Origin of the sequence: Arthrobacter sp. M4, from assembly GCF_020251205.1 — a bacterium.
In the GTDB taxonomy this organism is placed as follows: domain Bacteria; phylum Actinomycetota; class Actinomycetes; order Actinomycetales; family Micrococcaceae; genus Arthrobacter.
Genome location: NZ_JAIWYX010000028.1, coordinates 1 through 18269, shown reverse-complemented (window position 1 = coordinate 18269; position 18269 = coordinate 1). Strand labels below are relative to the sequence as shown.

Below are 18269 nucleotides of genomic sequence, written 5' to 3'. Positions count from 1 at the left end.
CCTAGCTAGATCTGCTTGAGCGCCTTTTCGAGGTCCTGGATCAAGTCATCGACGTCCTCGAGTCCCACGGACAGGCGCACAACGCCGTCGCTCAGGCCGATTGCCGCCCGACCCTCCGGGCCCATGGCGCGGTGCGTTGTGGTCGCCGGGTGCGTGATGAGGGATTTGGAGTCACCCAGGTTGTTCGAGATGTCGATCACGGACAGGCCGTCCAAGAGTTCGAAGGCAGCGTCCTTGGCCGAACGTCCCCCGGATGGGTTCAGTTCGAATGTCAGCACCGTGCCACCGGCCTTCATTTGCTTGGCGGCCAGGGCGTACTGCGGGTGGGACTTAAGGAGCGGGTACTTGACCCAGTTGATGGCCGACTGCTCCTCGAGCCATTCGGCGATCTTCAGGGCCGATACCGAGGCATGGTTGACGCGCAGGGACAACGTTTCCAGGCCTTTGGTCAGCACCCAGGCGTTGAACGAAGACAACGAGGGGCCCGTGTGGCGCATCAGCTGCTTGACCGGACCATCGATGAATTCCTTGGTGCCCAGGATGGCACCTCCCAAAACCCGGCCCTGGCCGTCGATGTGCTTGGTGCCGGAGTAGACGATCACGTCCGCGCCGAGCTCACCGCAACGCTGCAGCAGGGGAGTGGCGAAGACATTGTCCGCGACGACGGTGGCACCCGCTGCGTGGGCCAGCTCGCTGACCGCGGCGATGTCCACGATTTCCTGCATGGGGTTGGAAGGGGACTCAAAGAAAACAGCCGTTGTGGGGACGGACAATGCCTCGCGCCACTGCTCCAAGTCCGGACCGTCAACAAACACCGTCTCGACGCCCCAGCGGGGCAGGATTTCGTTGAGGATGACGAAACAGGAGCCGAAGAGGCTGCGCGCGGCGACTACACGGTCACCTGCGGCGAGCAGTGCACCCAGCGCGGTGAACACCGCGGACATGCCCGACGCCGTCGCGAAGCAGGCTTCGGTTCCTTCCAGCAGCCTGAGGCGCTCCTGGAAAGTTGCCACTGACGGGTTGCCGTAGCGGGAGTACACAAAGCGCTCGTCTTCGCCGGTGAAGGCCCGCTCCGCGGCGGCCGCGGATTCGTAGACGAAACCGGAGTTGAGGAATACCGGCTCCGCGGTTTCCTGGAAATTGGTGCGGTCAAGTCCGCCGCGGACTGCCTGGGTGTCAGGGCTCCAGCCGGCGGCGTCAGGATTGAAAGTCACTTAGTTCTTCCCCAGGTTGGTCGGCAGGCCACGGTTCTTCCAGCCGTTGATGGTGCGCTCACCGTAGCGGTCAGGTTCGCCTTCGAAGCCTTCCAGGACGTTGTAGGACGTGAAGCCCGCCTCCGTCGCGGCGATGGCGGCCGAGATGGAGCGCTGGCCGGAGCGGCAGATGAACACAAGCTCCGTGTTCTGGTCCTCCGGGGCCTGGGACTTCAGTTCTTCGATGAAATTGGGGTTGGGGATGCCGCCGGCAAAGCTCCACTGGATGAAGAGGGGGTCGTTCTCCGTGGCTTTGGTGTCCGGTATGCCGATATGCGCCCATTCGCCCTCGGTGCGGACGTCCACCAGGATGGCGCCCTCTTCGAGCTTGGCCCACGCATCGTTGGGGGTCAGGTCTCCTGCGTAGCTCATGCGTGTCCCTCGAAAGCTTCGGTGTCGTCGTCGTTTTCCAACTGGTCCACCGCGGAGGCGACCGCAGCGTCGGCGCTGGCCACGGCGGAAGGCAGGATGATGGCCTGGGCCACCACCACGTCAATGCCATTGAACGTGGCGGCCGGGCTGCCGTGCAGGACGTATCCTTCGGCCAGGGCCGTGGAGATCCGCTCGCAGAATTCACGGGTGTCCGGGCCCGTGATCAAACGGTACGCGAGTTTCTCTTCAGTGGGTTCAGACATATGCCGGTGCTCCTCAGTCACGCTTGCAGTTCGATAGTGTCGATACGCCGAGTAGTCACCTGAGGCACCCCGCCGCAAAAGAGGGTTGCCGACCAGCAAGTCAGGGCTTGGCGCTGGCACTCATTACTCAGTGAAAAACGTAACATCCACGACGGCGGCCCGCACCGCCGTCGTCGTCATGTTCCGTAACCGGTGCGTCATGGTCGGCGGGCCCGGGGGACGGCATAGGCTGGGTCCGTGATCCCGACTCCGTCGCCGTCGCCTTCGTCCACAGTGGTGGTGCAGCTCCCGCCGTCCCAATGGTGGGAGATTTTGGCTGGTCTCAGTCCAGTGGCGGTGCTGCTGGCGGCAGTTCTGGCGTTCACGATTGGGCTCATGACCCTGAGGCAGCGCACCCGCGCCGACATGCGGGCCGAATGGTGGAAACGTGCCGAGTGGGCCCTGGATGCCTCCATGTCCGCGCAGCCCGTACGCTCGGAGACTGGATTGAACGTGCTGGGAGTCCTTGCCGACAGCGAGCTGGCGCTGGATGAGGAGATCGAGATCCTTGCCGTCGCGTGGAAGGAACCGCTGGAAAACGCGGAGCAAACGGTCAGGGCACGCGCCCCACAAAGCGAGCATGCCCCCGGAAGCAACGCCGTCACGGCAGCCGCAGCCCGGCTGCGCATTGTCACTGACGGGCGCCTCGGCCTAGACACACCGCAGTGGGTCAAAGACTTGGGAGCCATTGACAGAGGGTAACGGCACCCACCTCTTCCGCAAAAGACGCAAACGTCGTAGGGTCTGAGCACGGCGTAAGTCGTAGCTCGGGGGGGCTTAAATATGAATAGGAGCTTCAATTGCGAAGACCACATATTTTTGCCTGTGTCCTGTCACGTTTCTCCTGGATGGCAAGCGCCAAAGTATCCACGTCCCTGACGAGACTGAATTCTTCAATTCAGTTCAATCTAGCGCGGCTGGATCCTCCTGAAAGCTGAATCATGGAAGCTGCAAAAATATTGTTCGCTCCCATTTTGGGGATCCTCTACGCCTTCCTCGCTGGTTATATCCAGTTACATGCCACTTCCCTACAAGGTGGCTTGATGCTGGATCCGGGGGGGGTGTCGACCCCTGGCAATTGTGGTGCCTAGGACACCTTGGGAGTACTACTTGGCGATGGTCGTTCTGACTCTGACAGTAGGCCTTGGTCTGCGGCTTCTCATTGCGGGCAGTTGTAAACGACGCAAGGCCCTGGCGCTGGGGACCTTGTTGGTGGTCCTTGTTGCAACCGCCATTGCCGGGCGGCTCCTCACGGATGAAAACGCCGCTGAGGAACCGCTTCTTGTTTATCTGCTGATTCTGGTATCTGGATCAACAACCCTTTACGCGGTGCTGGGTGCCATCTGTATTTGGGCTTTGTCAATTCGGAATTCCAGCCGTGACGCTGACGAGGCTGCGTTGACTCAACGCGGTAGCAATTACAGGTAGGAGGAAGAGGCAGATGGTGTGGTCGGCCAAGACTGCTTGGCCGACCACAGACCTTGCCCGACCGGTCCCTAAAGCAAAGTCTCGCGCCTGGCACCTCAGGGGGGCTGATATTTCAGGCGCGCCATCCAGGGTGAATTCCCCAAAGCGAACGCTAAATCCCTGAAAGCCCACTGAGTGGCACGAATGCGAAAAATGAGTGGGCTTCTCTCCAAAATTGAGTGTACGACGACGGGCGAGGAACACTTTCCTGAGTAGTGCCTCATTCCTCCTCTTCCCGCTGGAACGCCCTCACGGCCGCGCTCACCGTGGGGAAGAAGTGCTCCGGGGTGAAGCGGGCACCAACGCCATACTTCAGCAGCCTGTCCTTGACTGGTCCTTTGAGTTCCGCAAACACCAAGTCCACGCCGTGCCGATCCAGCCATTCATCGAGCTGCACCAACTCGTCCAGTGCGGTCGTGTCGATTCCCGTCACCGGCTCTGCTGCCAGCACTACGCGTTCAGTGCCGTCGGGGGCCTGGTCCAGCTCCTTGAGCACGAAGGATCCCAGCAGGGCTCCGTTGCCGAAGAACAGTGGGGCGTCGAATCGCAGGATCAGCAGGCCGGGGATGCGTTCACCTTCAGGGTGACGGCTCACATCGTGGTATCCGGGAACCCCTGGTACATCCACGAGTTCAGCGCGGTAGGGATCCCAGGCCCGCCGAATGAAGTCCAGGATCGCAAGGCCGATGGCCACGGCGATACCGGGGAGGACGCCCAAGATCGTGACCCCCAGGAAAGCCGCGAGCATCACCAGTGATTCGCTGGTACTCATGCCGATGAGGCGCCGTACCCCCGCCGGGTCAGCTATACCGGCGGCTGCGGCGATAACTACGGCCGCAAGGGTGGTGGCGGGCAGAAACTCAGTGATACCGGGGGCCAGGAGCATGAAGGCGAGCACCAGCACGGCGCCGATGGCGCCCGTGACCTGGGATTTCGCTCCGGCTTGGACCGCAACCGGGGTGCGGGACGTGCTGGCCGATACCGGGAAGCCGCCTAGCAACCCGCTCGCGGCGTTCGCAGCCCCCAAGGCGCCCATCTCGTGGTTGCCGGACACCCTGCCGCCCTCGGCTGCAGCGAGCGATTGGGACAACGTTCCGGTGTCCACGAAGACGATGAGGGCGATGCCCGCCGCGGCGGGCAACAGTGCCAGGACGTCGCCCCAGCCAATTCCGCCCAGCGCCGGGGCCGGGAGTCCCTGAGGAAGCGCACCAGTGACCTTCACGCGGTCGTGCAGTCCCAGCAGCGCCACGGCGATCGCGGACACAGCAACGGCAATCAGCACACCCGGTACCTTCCATTTCAGCCAGCGCGGAATCCAGATGAGTGCAAGGGAGCCCAGGCCAAGGAGCAGTGCTGTCACATTGGTTTCGCCGGCGAACACCCGGGGCGCGGCCGCGAAAAGCTTCTCCCACGGTGAATTGCCTTCCACGGAGATCCCTAGAAGCGTGGGAAGCTGCGACACGGCCACCAGCAGGGCAATGCCGTTGAGGTAGCCCAGACGGATGGGCTTGGACAAGAGCCCGGTTACGATACCCAGCCGCAGCACGGAGCCGAGCAGCATGATGCCGCCAATGAGCACGGCCAGCAGGCCAGCCAGGGCAACGGACCTCTGGTCGTTGTGCGCGGCCAAGGGCGCCAGGGCTGCGACGATCATCGGCGCGAGCGCGGAATCGGGCCCAAGCACCAGTACGCGCGAAGGTCCGACTGCCGCGTACACAAGCAAGGGAACAACCGTCGCGTAGAGCCCAGTCACCGGCGGGAGGCCAGCGGCTTGGGCGTATGCCATGCCTGCCGGGACCAGGATCGCGAAGAGCGCAGCGCCGGCAACCAGGTCGTGGCGCAGCCACTCGAGCTTGTAGCCCCGCAGCGCGGGCGGGACCAGGACGCGGCGCATGCTCCGATCATGTCCGATCCGCCCTCTTCACGCCATGGCCTAGCGGAGCATAATGGAGCGCATGTCGATGCTGCATTTCGGCTGGTTCGTCGGCCATGGCTTCGGAGTACAGGGATGGGGCACTCCGGGCTACGCCCTGGGCTACGACTGGAAGAAGCCGGCCATCTACCAGGACGCTGTGCGGGCCTTTGAGCGTTCTGGCCTGGACTTGTTCATCATCGAGGATTCGCTGACGGTCCCGGATACCTACGGCGGAACGGCACAGGTGTCCCTGGCCCACGCTTCCTTCGCCCCGAAACACGATCCGCTGGCACTTGTACCGTTCCTGTTCTCCGCGACGGAGCATCTGGGAATCGTCCCGACGGTGAGCGCATCCTTTTATCCGCCGTTTACGGCTGCCAGGCTCCTGGCCACGCTGCAGCATTTTTCCAACGGACAGCTTGGTTGGAACGTGGTCACCTCCGGCAGTGACCTCGCCGCCCAGAACTACGGCCTGGACCAGCAAATTGAGCACGATACGCGCTATGAAAAAGCTGAAGAGTTCGTCGACGTCGTCCGGAGACTCTGGCGCAGTTGGGAACCTGACGCGGTACTGGAGGACGTCGATGCAGGGGTCTTCGCGGATTACACCAAAGTCCACGCGATCCACCATTGGGGAGAGTTCTTTAAGGTCCGCGGCCCGCTGAACACGGCTCCCTTGCCGGAAGAACCGGTCCTGGTCCAAGCCGGCGCGTCACCGCGCGGCAAGGCTTTTGCCGGTGGCCATGCCGACGTCGCTATTGCTTTGGCGCGCGGCGCCGATGGCATGAAGGCTTACCGGGACTCGATCCGTGAGGAGGCCGCCAATGCCGGCCGGAACCCCGACGACGTCAAGGTCCTTTTTGTCCTGAAACCCACCGTGACCGGTTCGGCGGCGGAAGCCGAGGAATTGAAGGAACAACGGAAAGAGCTCACGCAACGGGACATCGACAGCCAGCTCAATTCCATCTCCTATCTCTCCGTCATCGATTTCAAGGAATTCGATCTTGACGAGCCGTTGCCTGAGTTGCGGACCAACAGCAACCAGGGAACTTTGGAGCACTTCGTCAGGGCCGCACCGCCCGGATCTACGCTTCGGCAAATCCTGCAGGCCCGTAGCGGAGGTGCCGGCGATTCCATCGTCGGTACGGCGGGGCAGGTTGCCGACTATCTGCAGGAAACCGCCGAATACGTTGGTGGGGACGGCTTCCTGTTCTCCGGATTCGTGGATCCGGTCACTGTGCACGGCGTCCTGGACCGGCTTACGCCGGAACTGCGGCACCGCGGCCTCCTGCGCAGTTCGTACGGTGACGGCGGACTGCGCGCCAACCTGCTGGACTTCTAGCTTGGATGACTCGCAGCCATGGACGCAGCAGTACCCTTCCTGATCGGCATCGCGCATGTGCGGGCAGCCGAGGTGGCCGCGGCCGCGATCGATCCCGGCAGGCGGGTCATGCTCAGCGCAGATGCCATTGACTTGATCGGGTTGTCCCGCGAGGTCCTGGAGCACGCGGCCGCGTCAGGGCGCAAGGTTTATGGGCTCAACACCCTGCTCGGTTCAGGGCGCGACGAACACGTTGACCAGGATGCCCTCCTTGCCTACCAAGTGCAGGTGGTCCGCTATCACAACAGCGGAGTCGGCGCATTTCTCAGCCCCGCCGAAGCCCGCGCCATCATGCTGACCAGGCTCATCGGCTTCAGCCGCGGCGGCTCTGGCGTGCGCCCGGAATCCGCGCAGTCCTATCTGGAGCTCCTCAACCGCGGCGTGGTCCCGGCCATCCCGCGGACAGGCTCGGTGGGGTCGTCTGATCTGGTGCAGTTGGCGGCGGTTGCCGCGGTGGCCATCGGGGAGGGCCAGGCCTTCGGCCGGGACGGTCGATTGATGCCCGGTGCACTGGCACTGTCCGACGCCGGATTGGAACCGCTGCGCCTCGCCCCAGGAGAAGCGCTGGCCTTGGTCAGCGCCAACTCGTATTCGGTGGGCGCCGGGACGCTGGCGCTGCGGCGACTTCGCCGCCTTGAGGAGGCTGCCGACGTCGCGCTCGCCCTGTCCCTGGAAACCGTGGCGAGATACGACGGCGGCGGGAACTTGAGCCCGTTTTCGGAACCGATCCAGGCGGCTAAGGCCGTGGACGGGCAGTGGCGCGCGGCTGCGCGTGTGAGGGAGCTGCTGGCCGGCGGTTGGCTGGAGGACGTCCGGGATGATGTGAGCGTGCAGGATGCGCTGTCCTTCCGCTCCGCGCCCCAGCTGCATGGAGCCTTCCGGGCTGAGGTGGACGCCTTGGAGGCGGCCCTGGACGTGGAGCTGAACGGCCGGGGCGACAATCCCCTAGTCGACGTCCATAGCGGGCAGGTCCTGTCCGGGGGCAACTTCCAGCCGGTCCAGCTCGCTCTCCGCTTCGAGGGCATGCGGCTCGCCTTGGCGCATCTGGGGATCTCAAGCGAGCGGCGCATCGCCAAGCTGTACCCGCCGCAGCGGGCCATCCGCCGTCGTCATTTGGAGGCAGCAGTCGACGACGGCGATTTGCTGAGCGAGGAGCTTCCGGGCCTGCTGTGGTACTCCGCGGCTGGGCTACTCGCCGAACTCAAAGCGCTCGCAGCTCCGGCGACGCTCGGGGCGCCGACCCTGTCCGCCGACGTCGAGGACCATTCCACCATGGCGCCGCTGGCGCTGCAGCAGCTGGAACAGTCCCTTGACGCGGCGGAGAAGCTCGTCGCGATCGAGGCCCTGACCGCTACGTATCTTCTTGTGGAGGCCGAGGGCGACGACGAAGCTGCGGGGCGGAGGCTCGGCAAGGGGACAGGCGAAATCACAGCCAGGCTCGGGGCCCTGCTGGCGGCGCGCCTGCCTGCGGCATCTTTGGTTGAACGCGGTCGGGAGGAATTGTGCGGATAGAAGGCACGGCGGAACTGGACACCGCCATCCTGGACAAGGTGGGCAACACGCCCCTGGTACGGCTTGAGATCATCGGCAAGGGTCTGCCCTCCGAGATCCACGTCAAGCTCGAGTCGGAGAACCCGGGCGGGTCCATCAAGGACCGTACGGCGCTCAGCATGGTCCGTGACGCCGAACGCTCGGGTGCGCTGCGGCCGGGAGCCACCATTGTGGAAAGCACCTCGGGGAACACCGGAATTGGGCTCGCCTTGATCGGGGCGCTGACCGGGCATCCCGTGGTGGTGGTTTCCGCTGACACCATCTCGGACGAGAAGCTTGCTGCCCTGCGGAACTATGGAGCCCGTGTGGTGTTGACGGACTGGAACGCGCCGTCGGATTCCCCGGACAATGCCCGTGCCATTGCCGAGCGGATCACTTCGGAAACCCCGGACGCGTGGCGGCCCATGCAGTTCGACAACCCCGCCAACCCTGCCGCCCACTACAGCGGTACGGGTCCGGAGATCTGGGCGCAGACGCAGGGCCACATTACGCATTTTGTGGCCGGTATTGGGACCGGCGGCACTATTTCGGGCAACGGGCGCTACCTCAAGGAGAGGGTGGCGGCGGAAAGACCCGGAGGCCATGTGGAGGTGGTGGGAGCGGATCCCGTCGGTTCCGTGTACAGCGGCGGGCATCCTGGCGACATCCTGGTGGATGGCGTGGGGAACAACTGGCCGGAGGAATGGTGGCCCAAAGTGTTCGACCGATCGCTCGTGGACCGTTTCCTGCGCATCCCCAACGACGAGGTCTATGCCATGGTGCACAGGCTGCTTGACGAGGAAGGGCTGGCGCTCGGCCCGTCGTCTGGACTCTCTGTGGCCGCGGCACTCCATGTGGCCCTTGCCGCGCCGCACGGTTCCGTAGTGGTCGCCATAGCTCCCGACGCCGGCACGAACTACCTGAGTAAGGCCTTTAACCCGGTGTGGCTGGCAGAGCACAAGATCACGTTGGATGCGTATTCGCGGGAGTAACTTATGGCATTGCAAGCGCTTGCAAAACTCTCCGGGATTTCCGTAAGATAACAAACCGTGGCAGCAAGCATTGAAGAAGTAGCGGAACGGTCCGGGGTGTCGCCCTCCACCGTGTCCCGGGCCCTTCGCGGAGTCCCTGGAATCGCCGCGTCCACCCGGGCGCGAGTCCGGGCGGCGGCTTCTGAGCTCGGCTACGTCGCCAATGTCAGCGGCTCCCGGCTGGCGACTGGCCGCACAGGGACGGTGGCCGTCGTCGTTCCCAGCGCTGCGCGCTGGTTCTTCGGCCAAGTCATCGCCGGGGCGGGTTCCGTGATCCGCGCGGCAGGGCTGGACATGCTGCTTTATGAGCTTGGAGACCGTGACGGTCGGCGCAAGTTCTTCTCTGAGCAGAGCCTCCGCGGTCGGGCCGATGCCGTCCTGGTGCTTTCGCTGAACCTTGAGCCGGAGGAGGCCGCCCAGCTTGAGGCCCTCGGCGTGCCAGTGGCTGTCCTCGGGCCCGGACCCGCGGGGTTCGCCACCGTCGTCGTCGACGATTTCCAGGCAGCCCTAACGGCCGTGCGGCACCTCATCAACCTCGGCCACCGGAACATCGCGCACATCGGAATCGACAACAGCGAGGACGTCACTTCGGGCAGCACCCGTCCGGTCGCGCGGCTGGCCGGGTACCGGACCGCACTGCGCGACGCCGGACTGGCGGCTCCCGATGAGCTTCTCGCCCTGGGCGATCTAACCGTCGACGGCGGCGCTGCCGCCATGGCGCGGCTCATCTCCGGACCGATCATGCCGACGGCGGTTTTTGTAGCCTCGGACGAGATGGCCTTTGGTGCCCTCAAAGTGCTTCGCTCGGCTGGACTCCGCGTGCCCGAAGACGTCTCCGTAGTGGGCTACGACAACCATGAACTGGCCGAACTCCTGGACCTCACCAGCATCGACCAGGCCGTACACAACCAGGGCGAGGCCGCGGCGCAACTGGTCTTGAACGCACTCTCCGCCGACAGGGGCGGCGAACCCGCGGTAGCAACAGCCTCCATACCCACGCACTTGGTCATTCGCAGGTCAACGGCCCCGCCGTCGTCCCCGCGGACGCCCAATGACAACCCCAAAGAACCCACCAGCTGAAAGGCACCAGCATGGAATATCGCAAACTAGGCTCTTCCGGCATGTACATCAGCGAGCTGGCGTACGGTAACTGGGTCACTCATGGCGAGCAGATCGACCAGGAGGCCGCAAGCGCTTGCGTTAAGCAGGCGCTCGACCTGGGCATCACCACGTTCGACACGGCTGACGCTTACGCCGGCACCAAGGCTGAAACGGCCCTCGGCAAGGCGTTGGAGGGCATCCGGCGTGAAGGTGTTGAGATCTTCACCAAGGTGTACTTCCCGACGGGTGAAGGCAAGAACGACCGTGGCCTGTCCCGCAAACACATCATGGAATCGATCAACGGTTCCCTGAAGCGCCTCCAGACGGACTACGTGGACCTCTACCAGGCTCACCGCTACGACTACGAAACCCCGCTTGAGGAAACCATGCAGGCTTTCGCGGACATTGTCCGTGCGGGCAAGGCCCTGTATATCGGCGTGTCCGAGTGGACGGTCGAGGAAATCCAGGCGGGTGCCCAGCTCGCCCGGGAACTGGGCATCCAGCTCATTTCCAACCAGCCCCAGTACAACATGCTGTGGCGGGTCATCGAGCCCGAAGTTGTTCCGGTCAGCGAAGAACTCGGCCTTGGCCAGATCTGCTGGTCCCCGCTGGCCCAGGGTGTCCTCACCGGTAAATACGCTCCTGGTCAGGCAGCTCCGGAGGCCTCCCGATTCACGGACGAGGACGGCAAGCTCAAGACGGAGCACAAGTTCATGGGAGAGGAAGTGCTGACGCGCGTTCAGGACCTTCGTCCGATTGCCGAGGAAGCGGGGCTCAGCATGGCGGCCCTTGCAGTTGCCTGGGTGCTGCAGAACTCGAACGTCTCAGCGGCGATCGTCGGCGCGTCCCGTCCCGAGCAACTGGTGGACTCTGCCACCGCCAGCGGTGTGAAGTTGGAGCAGGAGGTCCTGGACCGCATCGACGACGTCCTCGGTGCCGTCGTCGAACGCGACCCTGCGAAGGTGGAGTCCTTCACTGCCCGCCCGTAGGAGTCCTGGATAATCAATCGGCTCAACAAAGGCCCAACAAAAAGGCGCTGACTCAGCGAAACGCTGGGTCAGCGCCTTTTTGGCTTTGCTGGAGCTGGTTTGCTGGAGCTGGTTTGCTACAGCTGCGTGCCGCTCGGCCCCGTGTCCCTGACGTCGCCTCGCCACGATCCCGTCTCGGTTCCGCGTGATTCGATGAATTGCTTGAACTTCTTCAGGTCGGCTTTGACTTGGATGGTATCCAGTTGGAGTGCTGCCCCAGCCTTCTCCGTGAACGTCTCTGGCGACCATTCGAAATGGACCTTGACCTTGGTGTGATTCGGATCCAATCGCGTAAACCGCACGATGCCCGCATGCGACTTGCCGTCGACGCTGCGCCAGGCAATCCGGTCGTCTGGCTCCTGATCCACTATTTCCGTGTCGAATTCGCGTTCCACTCCGCCGATCTTTGTGACCCAGTGGTTGGTGGTGTCGGTGACTTGCGTGACGCGTTCTACGCCTGACATGAACTGCGGAAACGATTCGAACTGCGTCCATTGGTTGTAAGCCGTGTGCAGCGGTACTGCCACGTCAATGGTCTCTTCAACTTTTTCCACTTTTCCTCCTTTGTGGGTTTGCGCTGGCAGTGGCCCCGGAGGCAGGCTGTTGGGCCGGTCGGGGAACGAGGGCCACTCTTGAACAGTAAGCCTGCTGATTTTCTGTGTCCAGCCTCCGGGGGATTCTGTGTCCGGCCTCCAGGGAATAAGGCGGACGAATTTTCATTGCGCTCTGTTGATGGCAAGGCGTACCTTAAATAGAGAACAGATCGTTCTCTAACTCCTTGGAGGCCGGTCATGGAAAGTGCCACCCAGCGCCCACCACGAATCCCGCCAGCCGTCCGATCAGCCCTGCCGGGGATCCTCCTGGTCATGTTCCTCGGCGCCTTGGACCAGACCGTCATGGCATCGGCACTGCCCACCGTGGCAGGCGACGTGAACGGGCTCGACCAGATGTCCACCATCGTCACCGGTTACCTCGTGGCCGCCACCGCCGCGATGCCGCTTACGGGCAAACTCGGCGACGCTTTCGGCCGAAAGCGGATCCTGCAGGCTTCACTTGCCGTGTTCGTCCTCGGTGCCGGCCTATGCTCCGCGGCCCAGACCGTGCCGGAACTCATCGCTTTCCGCGCCATCCAAGGCATCGGTGGCGGTGGCTTGATGATTGGCGCCCAAGCGGTCATCGGCGAACTCGTCAGCCCCCGGGAGCGCGGCCGCTTTCTTGGCATCATTGGCGCGGCGTTCATACTGGCAGCGGTGACCGGCCCGCTGGCGGGCGGGGCCGTCGTCGACCATTTCTCCTGGCGCTGGATCTTCTACGCCTACGTGCCCATCGGCCTGGTGGCGCTGGTTGTAGTGAACCGGACGCTCAAGCTTCCCGTACCACCGAGTGGGAGGCACATCGACTACGGCGGGGCCGCGTTGCTGAGCCTCGCGATCATGTCCGTCATCACGTTGTGCAGTGGCGTGGGAGCAGCGTGGCCAGCTTGGCTTGCCCCGGTGCTCGCGCTGGCAACCGTTACGGCTGTGACCGGCTGGTTGGCGATTTCACGGCGGGCACCGGACCCGATCATCCCGCTGACGCTCTTCCGCGACCGGGCGTTCTCCATTCCCACGGCGGTGAGCTTCCTGATCGGCTTCGCAATGTTCGCCACCCTTAGCTACCTGCCAGCGTTCCTGCAGGTTGGCATGGGCATGTCCGCCACCGCGTCGGGCGGCATGCTCATCGCTCTGATGGCGGGAATCCTCATCACCACGGCAGGCTCCGGTGCGCTCATCACCCTCACGGGCCGTTACAAGCCGTATCCGGTGGCGGGCACTTTGCTGGCGCTGCCTGGCATGTGGCTGTTCAGCACCTTGGATGCGGGGAGCAGCCCTTGGCTTGTACTCGCGTCCATGCTGGTGCTTGGGTTGGGTATTGGCCTGGTGATGCAGGTGATGGTGCTGGTGGTGCAAAACGCAGTCGGCAGGCAGGACCTGGGCGCCGCCACATCCACCGTGACCTTCCTGCGCCAGGTGGGTAGTTCCGCAGGCGTTGCCGTGCTGGGCTCGCTGATCGCGGTGCGCTTCACTGCGTCATTGCCCGGGCCGCTCGCCAGCGAGCTGGGCGACCGAATCAAGTCGCTCACGCCCAAGATACTGGAACAACTTCCCGCGGAGGACCGACGAGCCGTTGCCGAGGCATTCGGCCATGCCCTCCCTCCCGTGTTCCTCTACGCCGCTGCGGTCCTGGCCGTGGCTTTTGTCCTGACGCTGTTCCTGCCCGAGCGCGAGCTGCGCACCATCGCCCACGCTGACGCCCAATCCCGAGGAGCCCATGATGACTGAGGAATTCACCACACCGTTGGATCGCGTCACTTTGGCCGATATTGCGCTCGCTGGCGGGAAAGGCGCGGCCCTTGGCGAGTTGCGGCAACAGGGCTTCCCGGTGCCGGCTGGATTTGTTGTCACCACTCGCGGTTACGACGCGGCTTTGGCGGAGACCGGCATCGGTGCCGCGCTGGAGGAACTGCTGCACGCCAGTCCGGAAAAGCCCGACGGCGGCCCGATCCGTGCGCTCTTCGGCGCCACTGCGATGCCAGCGGCTGTGCGGTCGGAGATCGCCAAAGCCTATGCCGAACTGGGCAGCGGCGCCGTTGCCGTCCGGTCCAGCGCCACGGCCGAGGACCTGCCCGGTGCCGCCTTCGCAGGCCAGCAGGACACATTCCTCAACGTCCAGGGCGAAGATGCCGTCGTTAACGCCGTGTCCGAATGCTGGGCATCGCTGTGGACGGACCGCGCCATCTCCTACCGACAGCGTCGAGGGATTGATCCACACGAGGTGAGTATCGCCGTCGTCGTTCAAAATATGGTTCCGGCCGATACCGCGGGGGTGATGTTCACGGCAAACCCGCTGAGCGGGGAGCGGGACAACATCGTGGTGGAAGCAAGCGCCGGGCTGGGTGAATCCGTGGTCTCCGGAAGTGTGACGCCGGACCACTATCTGCTGGACCGCGCTGGCAGGGTCCTGGAGTTTTCGCCCGGAGACCGTTCCGTCGAACCGCCACTGAGACCGGATCAACTAGCGCAGTTGGCCGCGCTGGGGCGTCGTTCGCAAGAGCATTTCGGACGTCCCCAGGACATGGAGTGGGCTGCCGTCGACGGTCGCTTTTACGTGGTGCAGTCCCGGCCGATGACCGCGCTGCCGCCGCAGCCGCCACACCTCAACCCGTTCCAGAAGAGGGTGGGCCCGTTCTTTGTTGAGATGTTCCAGCGACGGCCGTATCCGCTGGACGTGTCCGGCTGGCTAAGCCAGGGGATTGTGGCGATGCTCCACCGGATGGCCGGCAGCGTGGGCGTGACGTTCCCGCGGATTGAGGAACTGCTTCCCGAGGAGGACGGCGTGGTGCTGCAGCTCATCCCGCCCGTGCCGAGGCCGACCATCCGGGCGCTCGCCGCCCCGATGTCCGTCCTCCGGAGGTACCGGCAGTACAAGGGGTCTGATTGGACCCAGGACCAACGCTTTATGGAGTTCCAATCCCAGTTGGACCGGGTCAACTCCGCGGACCTGGGTGAGCTGCGCTGGAAGGACGTCGTTTCGGTGGCCAAGGACTGCTTCGCAGCCATGCGCTACGTAACCGAACTGCGAACGTCTTACATGCCCGGCATTTTCCTTCCGCAACTGAAACTGCGGGTGCTCCTCCTGCTCCTGGGCAGGATGAGCTTGGCGCCGTCGCTTGTAGCCGGCGCTGAAACCCGCACCACCCAGGCGAACCGGGCCTTGGAGCGTCTGGCAGATATGGCGGGGGAAAATCCCGGGCTGTCAGCGGCTTTCATGGAGAATGACTCGTCCACCTTGTGGAAGCGTGTGAAGTCGGAGCCCGACTTTGGGGCATTTAGGACCTCGTTCGAGGCTTTCCTTAAGGAATACGGCAACCGCGAGACCGTCAGTGTTGTCCTCAGCAGTTCGCCCACGTGGGCCGACGCCCCGGAGGTAGTGCTGGGCATTGTCAAGGCGATGATGGGTGAGCGCCGCCAGGCACCTGACCAGACTGGCGCTGCGCTCGACGAGCTGAAGCGTCACCCGGCCCTGCGCTTCGGGCCTCTTCGAGACGCCGTCGTGGATGCCGTCGACAGAGCCCGCGAGGGCATGGCCTTCCGGGAGGACAGCCACTTCGCTGCCACCAAAGTGCTGCCGCCCCTGCGGCGCGCCTACCGTGAGTTGGGCGACCGGCTGGTTCGGGCAGGCGTGGTTGACGCCGTCGACGACGTCAACCACCTCAGGTTCGAAGAACTGGAAGCCATCCGGGACAACGACGACGGTGCGTTGCCGCCGTCGGTCCGGGAACGTTTCCGGCCGGTGGTGCTTGCCCGCGCTGCCAAACGGGCTGAGTTGGAGGGAATTCCACTGCTGGATACATCCCTGCTATTTGCGCGCCCGCGCCATGCGGACGCTTTGGCCTCGGGCACCCCGGCCAGCCGTGGTACCGCGGAGGGGCCGGTTCGGATCATTCGCGGACCAGAGGAGTTTGGGATGCTGCGAAGTGGCGATGTCCTTGTGTGTCCGTACACCAATCCGTCGTGGACGCCGCTGTTCCAGAGGGCGGTCGCCGTTGTGGTGGACACTGGCGGCCTCGGTTCACACGCTGCCATCGTGGCGCGGGAATACGGCATACCTGCAGTGATGGGGACAGGGAGCGGCACCGCCGTTCTCTCTGACGGTCAGCAGGTTCGGGTGGACGGGAACGCGGGTGTCGTCGTTGCCCTCTGAGGTGAATGCCGGTCTGGTGCCCGACCACCGAACGCTGCCGCGCCGCAGGGGAGACGTGCTCAACCAAGCGATCTTCCAAGCCGTCCGGGCCGAAATCGCTGAATCGGGATACGCCGCGCTGACCATGGACAGCGTGGCCCAACGTGCGCGCACCAGCAAGGCATCGCTGTACCGGCGATGGCCCGGGAAAGCGCCCTTGGTGCTGGACGCTGCCTACGACGCGATGCCAAATCCCGAGTCTGTGCCGGACACGGGAAGCCTGCGCGGAGATGCACTCGCCCTGCTCAGGCTGGTGGTTCGGCAGTTGGAAGGGCCCGTGGGGCAAGCCATGCGCGGGCTGTTAGGGGAGGCCCTGCAGAACCCGGATGTTGCCGCTGAGATCCACCGGTATGCCCGGGGCAACGTTGGCAAGATCATGCGTGCAATTGTCCAGCGGGCCCAGGTGCGGGGCGAATGTGGTCCTGGAGAGGTGCCCGAAGTCCGGCTTGATGCAGGACCCGCATTGCTCCGCCAGAAGTTCATTTTCTCGGGTGCGCCCATCCAGGATGCGTACCTTGTCCAAATCGTTGACGAGGTAATGCTTCCACTGCTGGGAAGGACGTCCGGAGTTCCCGAATGAGCCGCTTGTCAGAGATCATTGGATATGACTTCGGTGCCGCGTAGTGGGGAGCGCGTTCGCATGGTGGATGGTCGCAGTGTGAGTGGGGCCATGGCCACAGCGGGCGTTGTATCCGTGGTGGGTCTCGCAGCTTTTGTGTTGAGCGGTGACTCATCTGGACATCGCGCCATGTACAGCGCCAGCCTGAGGGAATCATTTAGCCAGCGGGAATCCCCGCGCACGCCAGCCAAAGAGCGCGTGGTGATTGTTGGTGATTCCCTGAGTACGGGACACGGGACAGCGCCCGAGGACGCCTGGCCAAGCCTTATCAACATGGATGCATCTTTGGTCATGGACCGCAATCTGTCCGTTGTTAACGGCGCCCAGGACGGTGCGGGCTACGTCAGCGTTGGGGATGGCGGTGGCGACTTCGGCTCGCAGACGGCTGCCTGGGTGACGTCCGATACCCAGGTGGTCCTCTTCTTCGGGTCCGAGAACGACATCGGCTTCGATCCGAACGACGTTCGGCATGCCGCCGAAACCGCCTACGCCGAGGCGAAAACGCTGGCGCCGCAAGCCGAGCTCATCGTGGTCGGGCCACCGGCCTACACGGACGATCCGGAACCCGGGCTGCTGGAGGTCCGTGACCAGCTGAAGGCAGCTGCCGTGTCCGCGGGCACGGTCTTCGTAGACCCCATCGAAGAGCACTGGATTGTCGATGACGCCGCCGATCTCCTCGGCGCGGATGGAGACCACCCAAGCCTGGCCGGCCAGCATTACCTGAAGGACCGGATGGAACAACTGCTGGCAGCATCGCCCGGGCACGACAAACCGGGGCTCTGACCAGTGATGCAAAAACGACGCGCTGGCTAAGGCGTGCCCGAAGGCGCCCAACTCCAACTGTGAATGGGCCGCGGTTAGAAGGGTGGAGGCGCGGGAACGAGCGCGGTCGCGGGCACTGGCGCGGGCGAGAGCACGGGCGCGGGGGCTGGCGCGGGCGAGAGCACGGGCGCGGGGCTGGCGCGGGCGAGAGCACGGGCGCGGGCACGGCAAGCCGGGGCTCTGCCCCGTGATGCGCAAACGAAGCGCTGGCTAGAGCATTCCCGAGAGCTCCCAACCCTAATTGCCAATGGTCCGCGCGTTAGAAGGGTGGAGGCGCGGGACGAGCGCGGGCGTTCCCAGTTGCGGCGCCGGATCATTTCGGATGCACCCCGGTTCGCTTCAAGTCGTCGGCGCAGTTCCGCCGTTGTGTCAGAACGGAGGTGGCAGTTCGGGCGAGGGATCGTGGTCCGGTGGCCTGGTGTCCGGCGGCGTGGGTGAGGGCTGCGGTGGTTTTATTGCGGACGCAGTCCGCCAGGGGTTTTGGAGCGGTGTGGGCGGATCGGCGGACACCCTGAAGCTGGCTGGTTCTGTGGTGTGTTTGCGGCCGAGGGGTGAGGTCCAGTTGAGGTGGCCGGTGGGGGAGGTGTGTCTGTAGCTCCACGCGCCGATGGATTTGAGCGCGTGGTGCTTTTTGCAGAGCAGGGCGAGGTTGCCGGGGTCTGTTGT

At 64.2% G+C, this 18269-nt stretch carries 16 protein-coding genes, 1 pseudogene and 1 riboswitch; of the genes and pseudogenes, 11 read left to right on the top strand and 6 right to left on the bottom strand.

The annotated features are described in order from the left end of the window. Nucleotides 1-5: 5 nt before the first annotated feature. The 3 genes from LD110_RS22605 to LD110_RS22595 are packed head-to-tail and all read right to left on the bottom strand — an operon-like array spanning nucleotide 6 to nucleotide 1888. Entirely contained in the window at nucleotides 6-1214 is a 1209-nt protein-coding gene (locus tag LD110_RS22605) for an O-succinylhomoserine sulfhydrylase (RefSeq protein ID WP_225502190.1), read from the bottom strand. Beyond that, the gene (locus LD110_RS22600) at nucleotides 1215-1625 is read right to left on the bottom strand and encodes a rhodanese-like domain-containing protein (protein WP_225502189.1); all 411 of its coding nucleotides are present in this window, start codon (nucleotides 1623-1625) and stop codon (nucleotides 1215-1217) included. After that, nucleotides 1622-1888, bottom strand: coding sequence for a DUF1737 domain-containing protein (locus LD110_RS22595; protein ID WP_225502188.1), 267 nt, complete (start codon nucleotides 1886-1888; stop codon nucleotides 1622-1624). The genes LD110_RS22600 and LD110_RS22595 overlap by 4 nt, the downstream gene beginning before the upstream one ends. Before the next feature lie 14 nt (nucleotides 1889-1902). Continuing rightward, a riboswitch (SAM riboswitch) is annotated at nucleotides 1903-2016 on the bottom strand. Between the two features lie 109 nt (nucleotides 2017-2125). Here LD110_RS22595 and LD110_RS22590 point away from each other — a divergent pair. Both LD110_RS22590 and LD110_RS22585 read left to right on the top strand, forming a co-directional pair. Next, complete coding sequence (locus LD110_RS22590; RefSeq protein ID WP_225502187.1) at nucleotides 2126-2629, top strand: hypothetical protein; 504 nt, start codon at nucleotides 2126-2128, stop codon at nucleotides 2627-2629. A 414-nt stretch (nucleotides 2630-3043) separates the two neighbouring features. Continuing rightward, entirely contained in the window at nucleotides 3044-3355 is a 312-nt protein-coding gene (locus LD110_RS22585; protein ID WP_225502186.1) for a hypothetical protein, read from the top strand. Between the two features lie 259 nt (nucleotides 3356-3614). Here the strand turns inward: LD110_RS22585 and LD110_RS22580 are convergent, their stop codons facing one another. Next, complete coding sequence (locus LD110_RS22580) at nucleotides 3615-5288, bottom strand: SulP family inorganic anion transporter (RefSeq protein WP_225502185.1); 1674 nt, start codon at nucleotides 5286-5288, stop codon at nucleotides 3615-3617. A gap of 67 nt (nucleotides 5289-5355) precedes the next feature. On the opposite strand from LD110_RS22580, the gene LD110_RS22575 reads away from it, so the two are divergent. The 5 genes from LD110_RS22575 to LD110_RS22555 are packed head-to-tail and all read left to right on the top strand — an operon-like array spanning nucleotide 5356 to nucleotide 11341. After that, on the top strand, nucleotides 5356-6651 hold the full coding sequence (locus LD110_RS22575) for an NtaA/DmoA family FMN-dependent monooxygenase (protein ID WP_308012477.1): 1296 nt from the start codon (nucleotides 5356-5358) through the stop codon (nucleotides 6649-6651). Nucleotides 6652-6669: 18 nt separating this feature from the next. Beyond that, complete coding sequence (locus LD110_RS22570; RefSeq protein WP_225502183.1) at nucleotides 6670-8202, top strand: aromatic amino acid ammonia-lyase; 1533 nt, start codon at nucleotides 6670-6672, stop codon at nucleotides 8200-8202. Continuing rightward, nucleotides 8193-9212 (top strand): PLP-dependent cysteine synthase family protein, encoded by a 1020-nt coding sequence (locus LD110_RS22565; protein ID WP_225502182.1) that lies wholly within the window; start codon nucleotides 8193-8195, stop codon nucleotides 9210-9212. Before LD110_RS22570 ends, LD110_RS22565 begins: the two co-directional genes overlap by 10 nt. A gap of 57 nt (nucleotides 9213-9269) precedes the next feature. Continuing rightward, nucleotides 9270-10331 carry a LacI family DNA-binding transcriptional regulator gene (locus LD110_RS22560; RefSeq protein WP_225502181.1) on the top strand — a complete coding sequence of 354 codons (1062 nt, stop codon included), beginning with the start codon at nucleotides 9270-9272 and terminating at the stop codon, nucleotides 10329-10331. An 11-nt stretch (nucleotides 10332-10342) separates the two neighbouring features. Beyond that, nucleotides 10343-11341 (top strand): aldo/keto reductase family protein, encoded by a 999-nt coding sequence (locus LD110_RS22555; RefSeq protein WP_225502180.1) that lies wholly within the window; start codon nucleotides 10343-10345, stop codon nucleotides 11339-11341. Between the two features lie 116 nt (nucleotides 11342-11457). On the opposite strand, the gene LD110_RS22550 is transcribed toward LD110_RS22555, so the two are convergent. After that, a complete protein-coding gene (locus tag LD110_RS22550) occupies nucleotides 11458-11934 on the bottom strand; it encodes an SRPBCC family protein (protein WP_225502179.1) in 477 nt (158 codons plus the stop codon). 237 nt (nucleotides 11935-12171) lie between these two features. On the opposite strand from LD110_RS22550, the gene LD110_RS22545 reads away from it, so the two are divergent. The 4 genes from LD110_RS22545 to LD110_RS22530 all read left to right on the top strand — a co-directional run bounded on the left by LD110_RS22545 (nucleotide 12172) and on the right by LD110_RS22530 (nucleotide 17564). Next, nucleotides 12172-13701 carry an MDR family MFS transporter gene (locus LD110_RS22545; protein WP_225502178.1) on the top strand — a complete coding sequence of 510 codons (1530 nt, stop codon included), beginning with the start codon at nucleotides 12172-12174 and terminating at the stop codon, nucleotides 13699-13701. Then, the gene (locus LD110_RS22540) at nucleotides 13694-16123 is read left to right on the top strand and encodes a PEP/pyruvate-binding domain-containing protein (protein ID WP_225502177.1); all 2430 of its coding nucleotides are present in this window, start codon (nucleotides 13694-13696) and stop codon (nucleotides 16121-16123) included. Before LD110_RS22545 ends, LD110_RS22540 begins: the two co-directional genes overlap by 8 nt. A 16-nt stretch (nucleotides 16124-16139) precedes the next feature. After that, on the top strand, nucleotides 16140-16742 hold the full coding sequence (locus LD110_RS22535; protein ID WP_225502176.1) for a TetR/AcrR family transcriptional regulator: 603 nt from the start codon (nucleotides 16140-16142) through the stop codon (nucleotides 16740-16742). Nucleotides 16743-16832: 90 nt separating this feature from the next. Then, nucleotides 16833-17564, top strand: a complete 732-nt coding sequence (locus LD110_RS22530; RefSeq protein ID WP_225502175.1) for an SGNH/GDSL hydrolase family protein — start codon at nucleotides 16833-16835, stop codon at nucleotides 17562-17564. 408 nt (nucleotides 17565-17972) lie between these two features. On the opposite strand, the pseudogene LD110_RS22525 reads toward LD110_RS22530, so the two are convergent. Continuing rightward, nucleotides 17973-18269, bottom strand: a pseudogene (locus LD110_RS22525) (hypothetical protein); the annotation flags it as partial.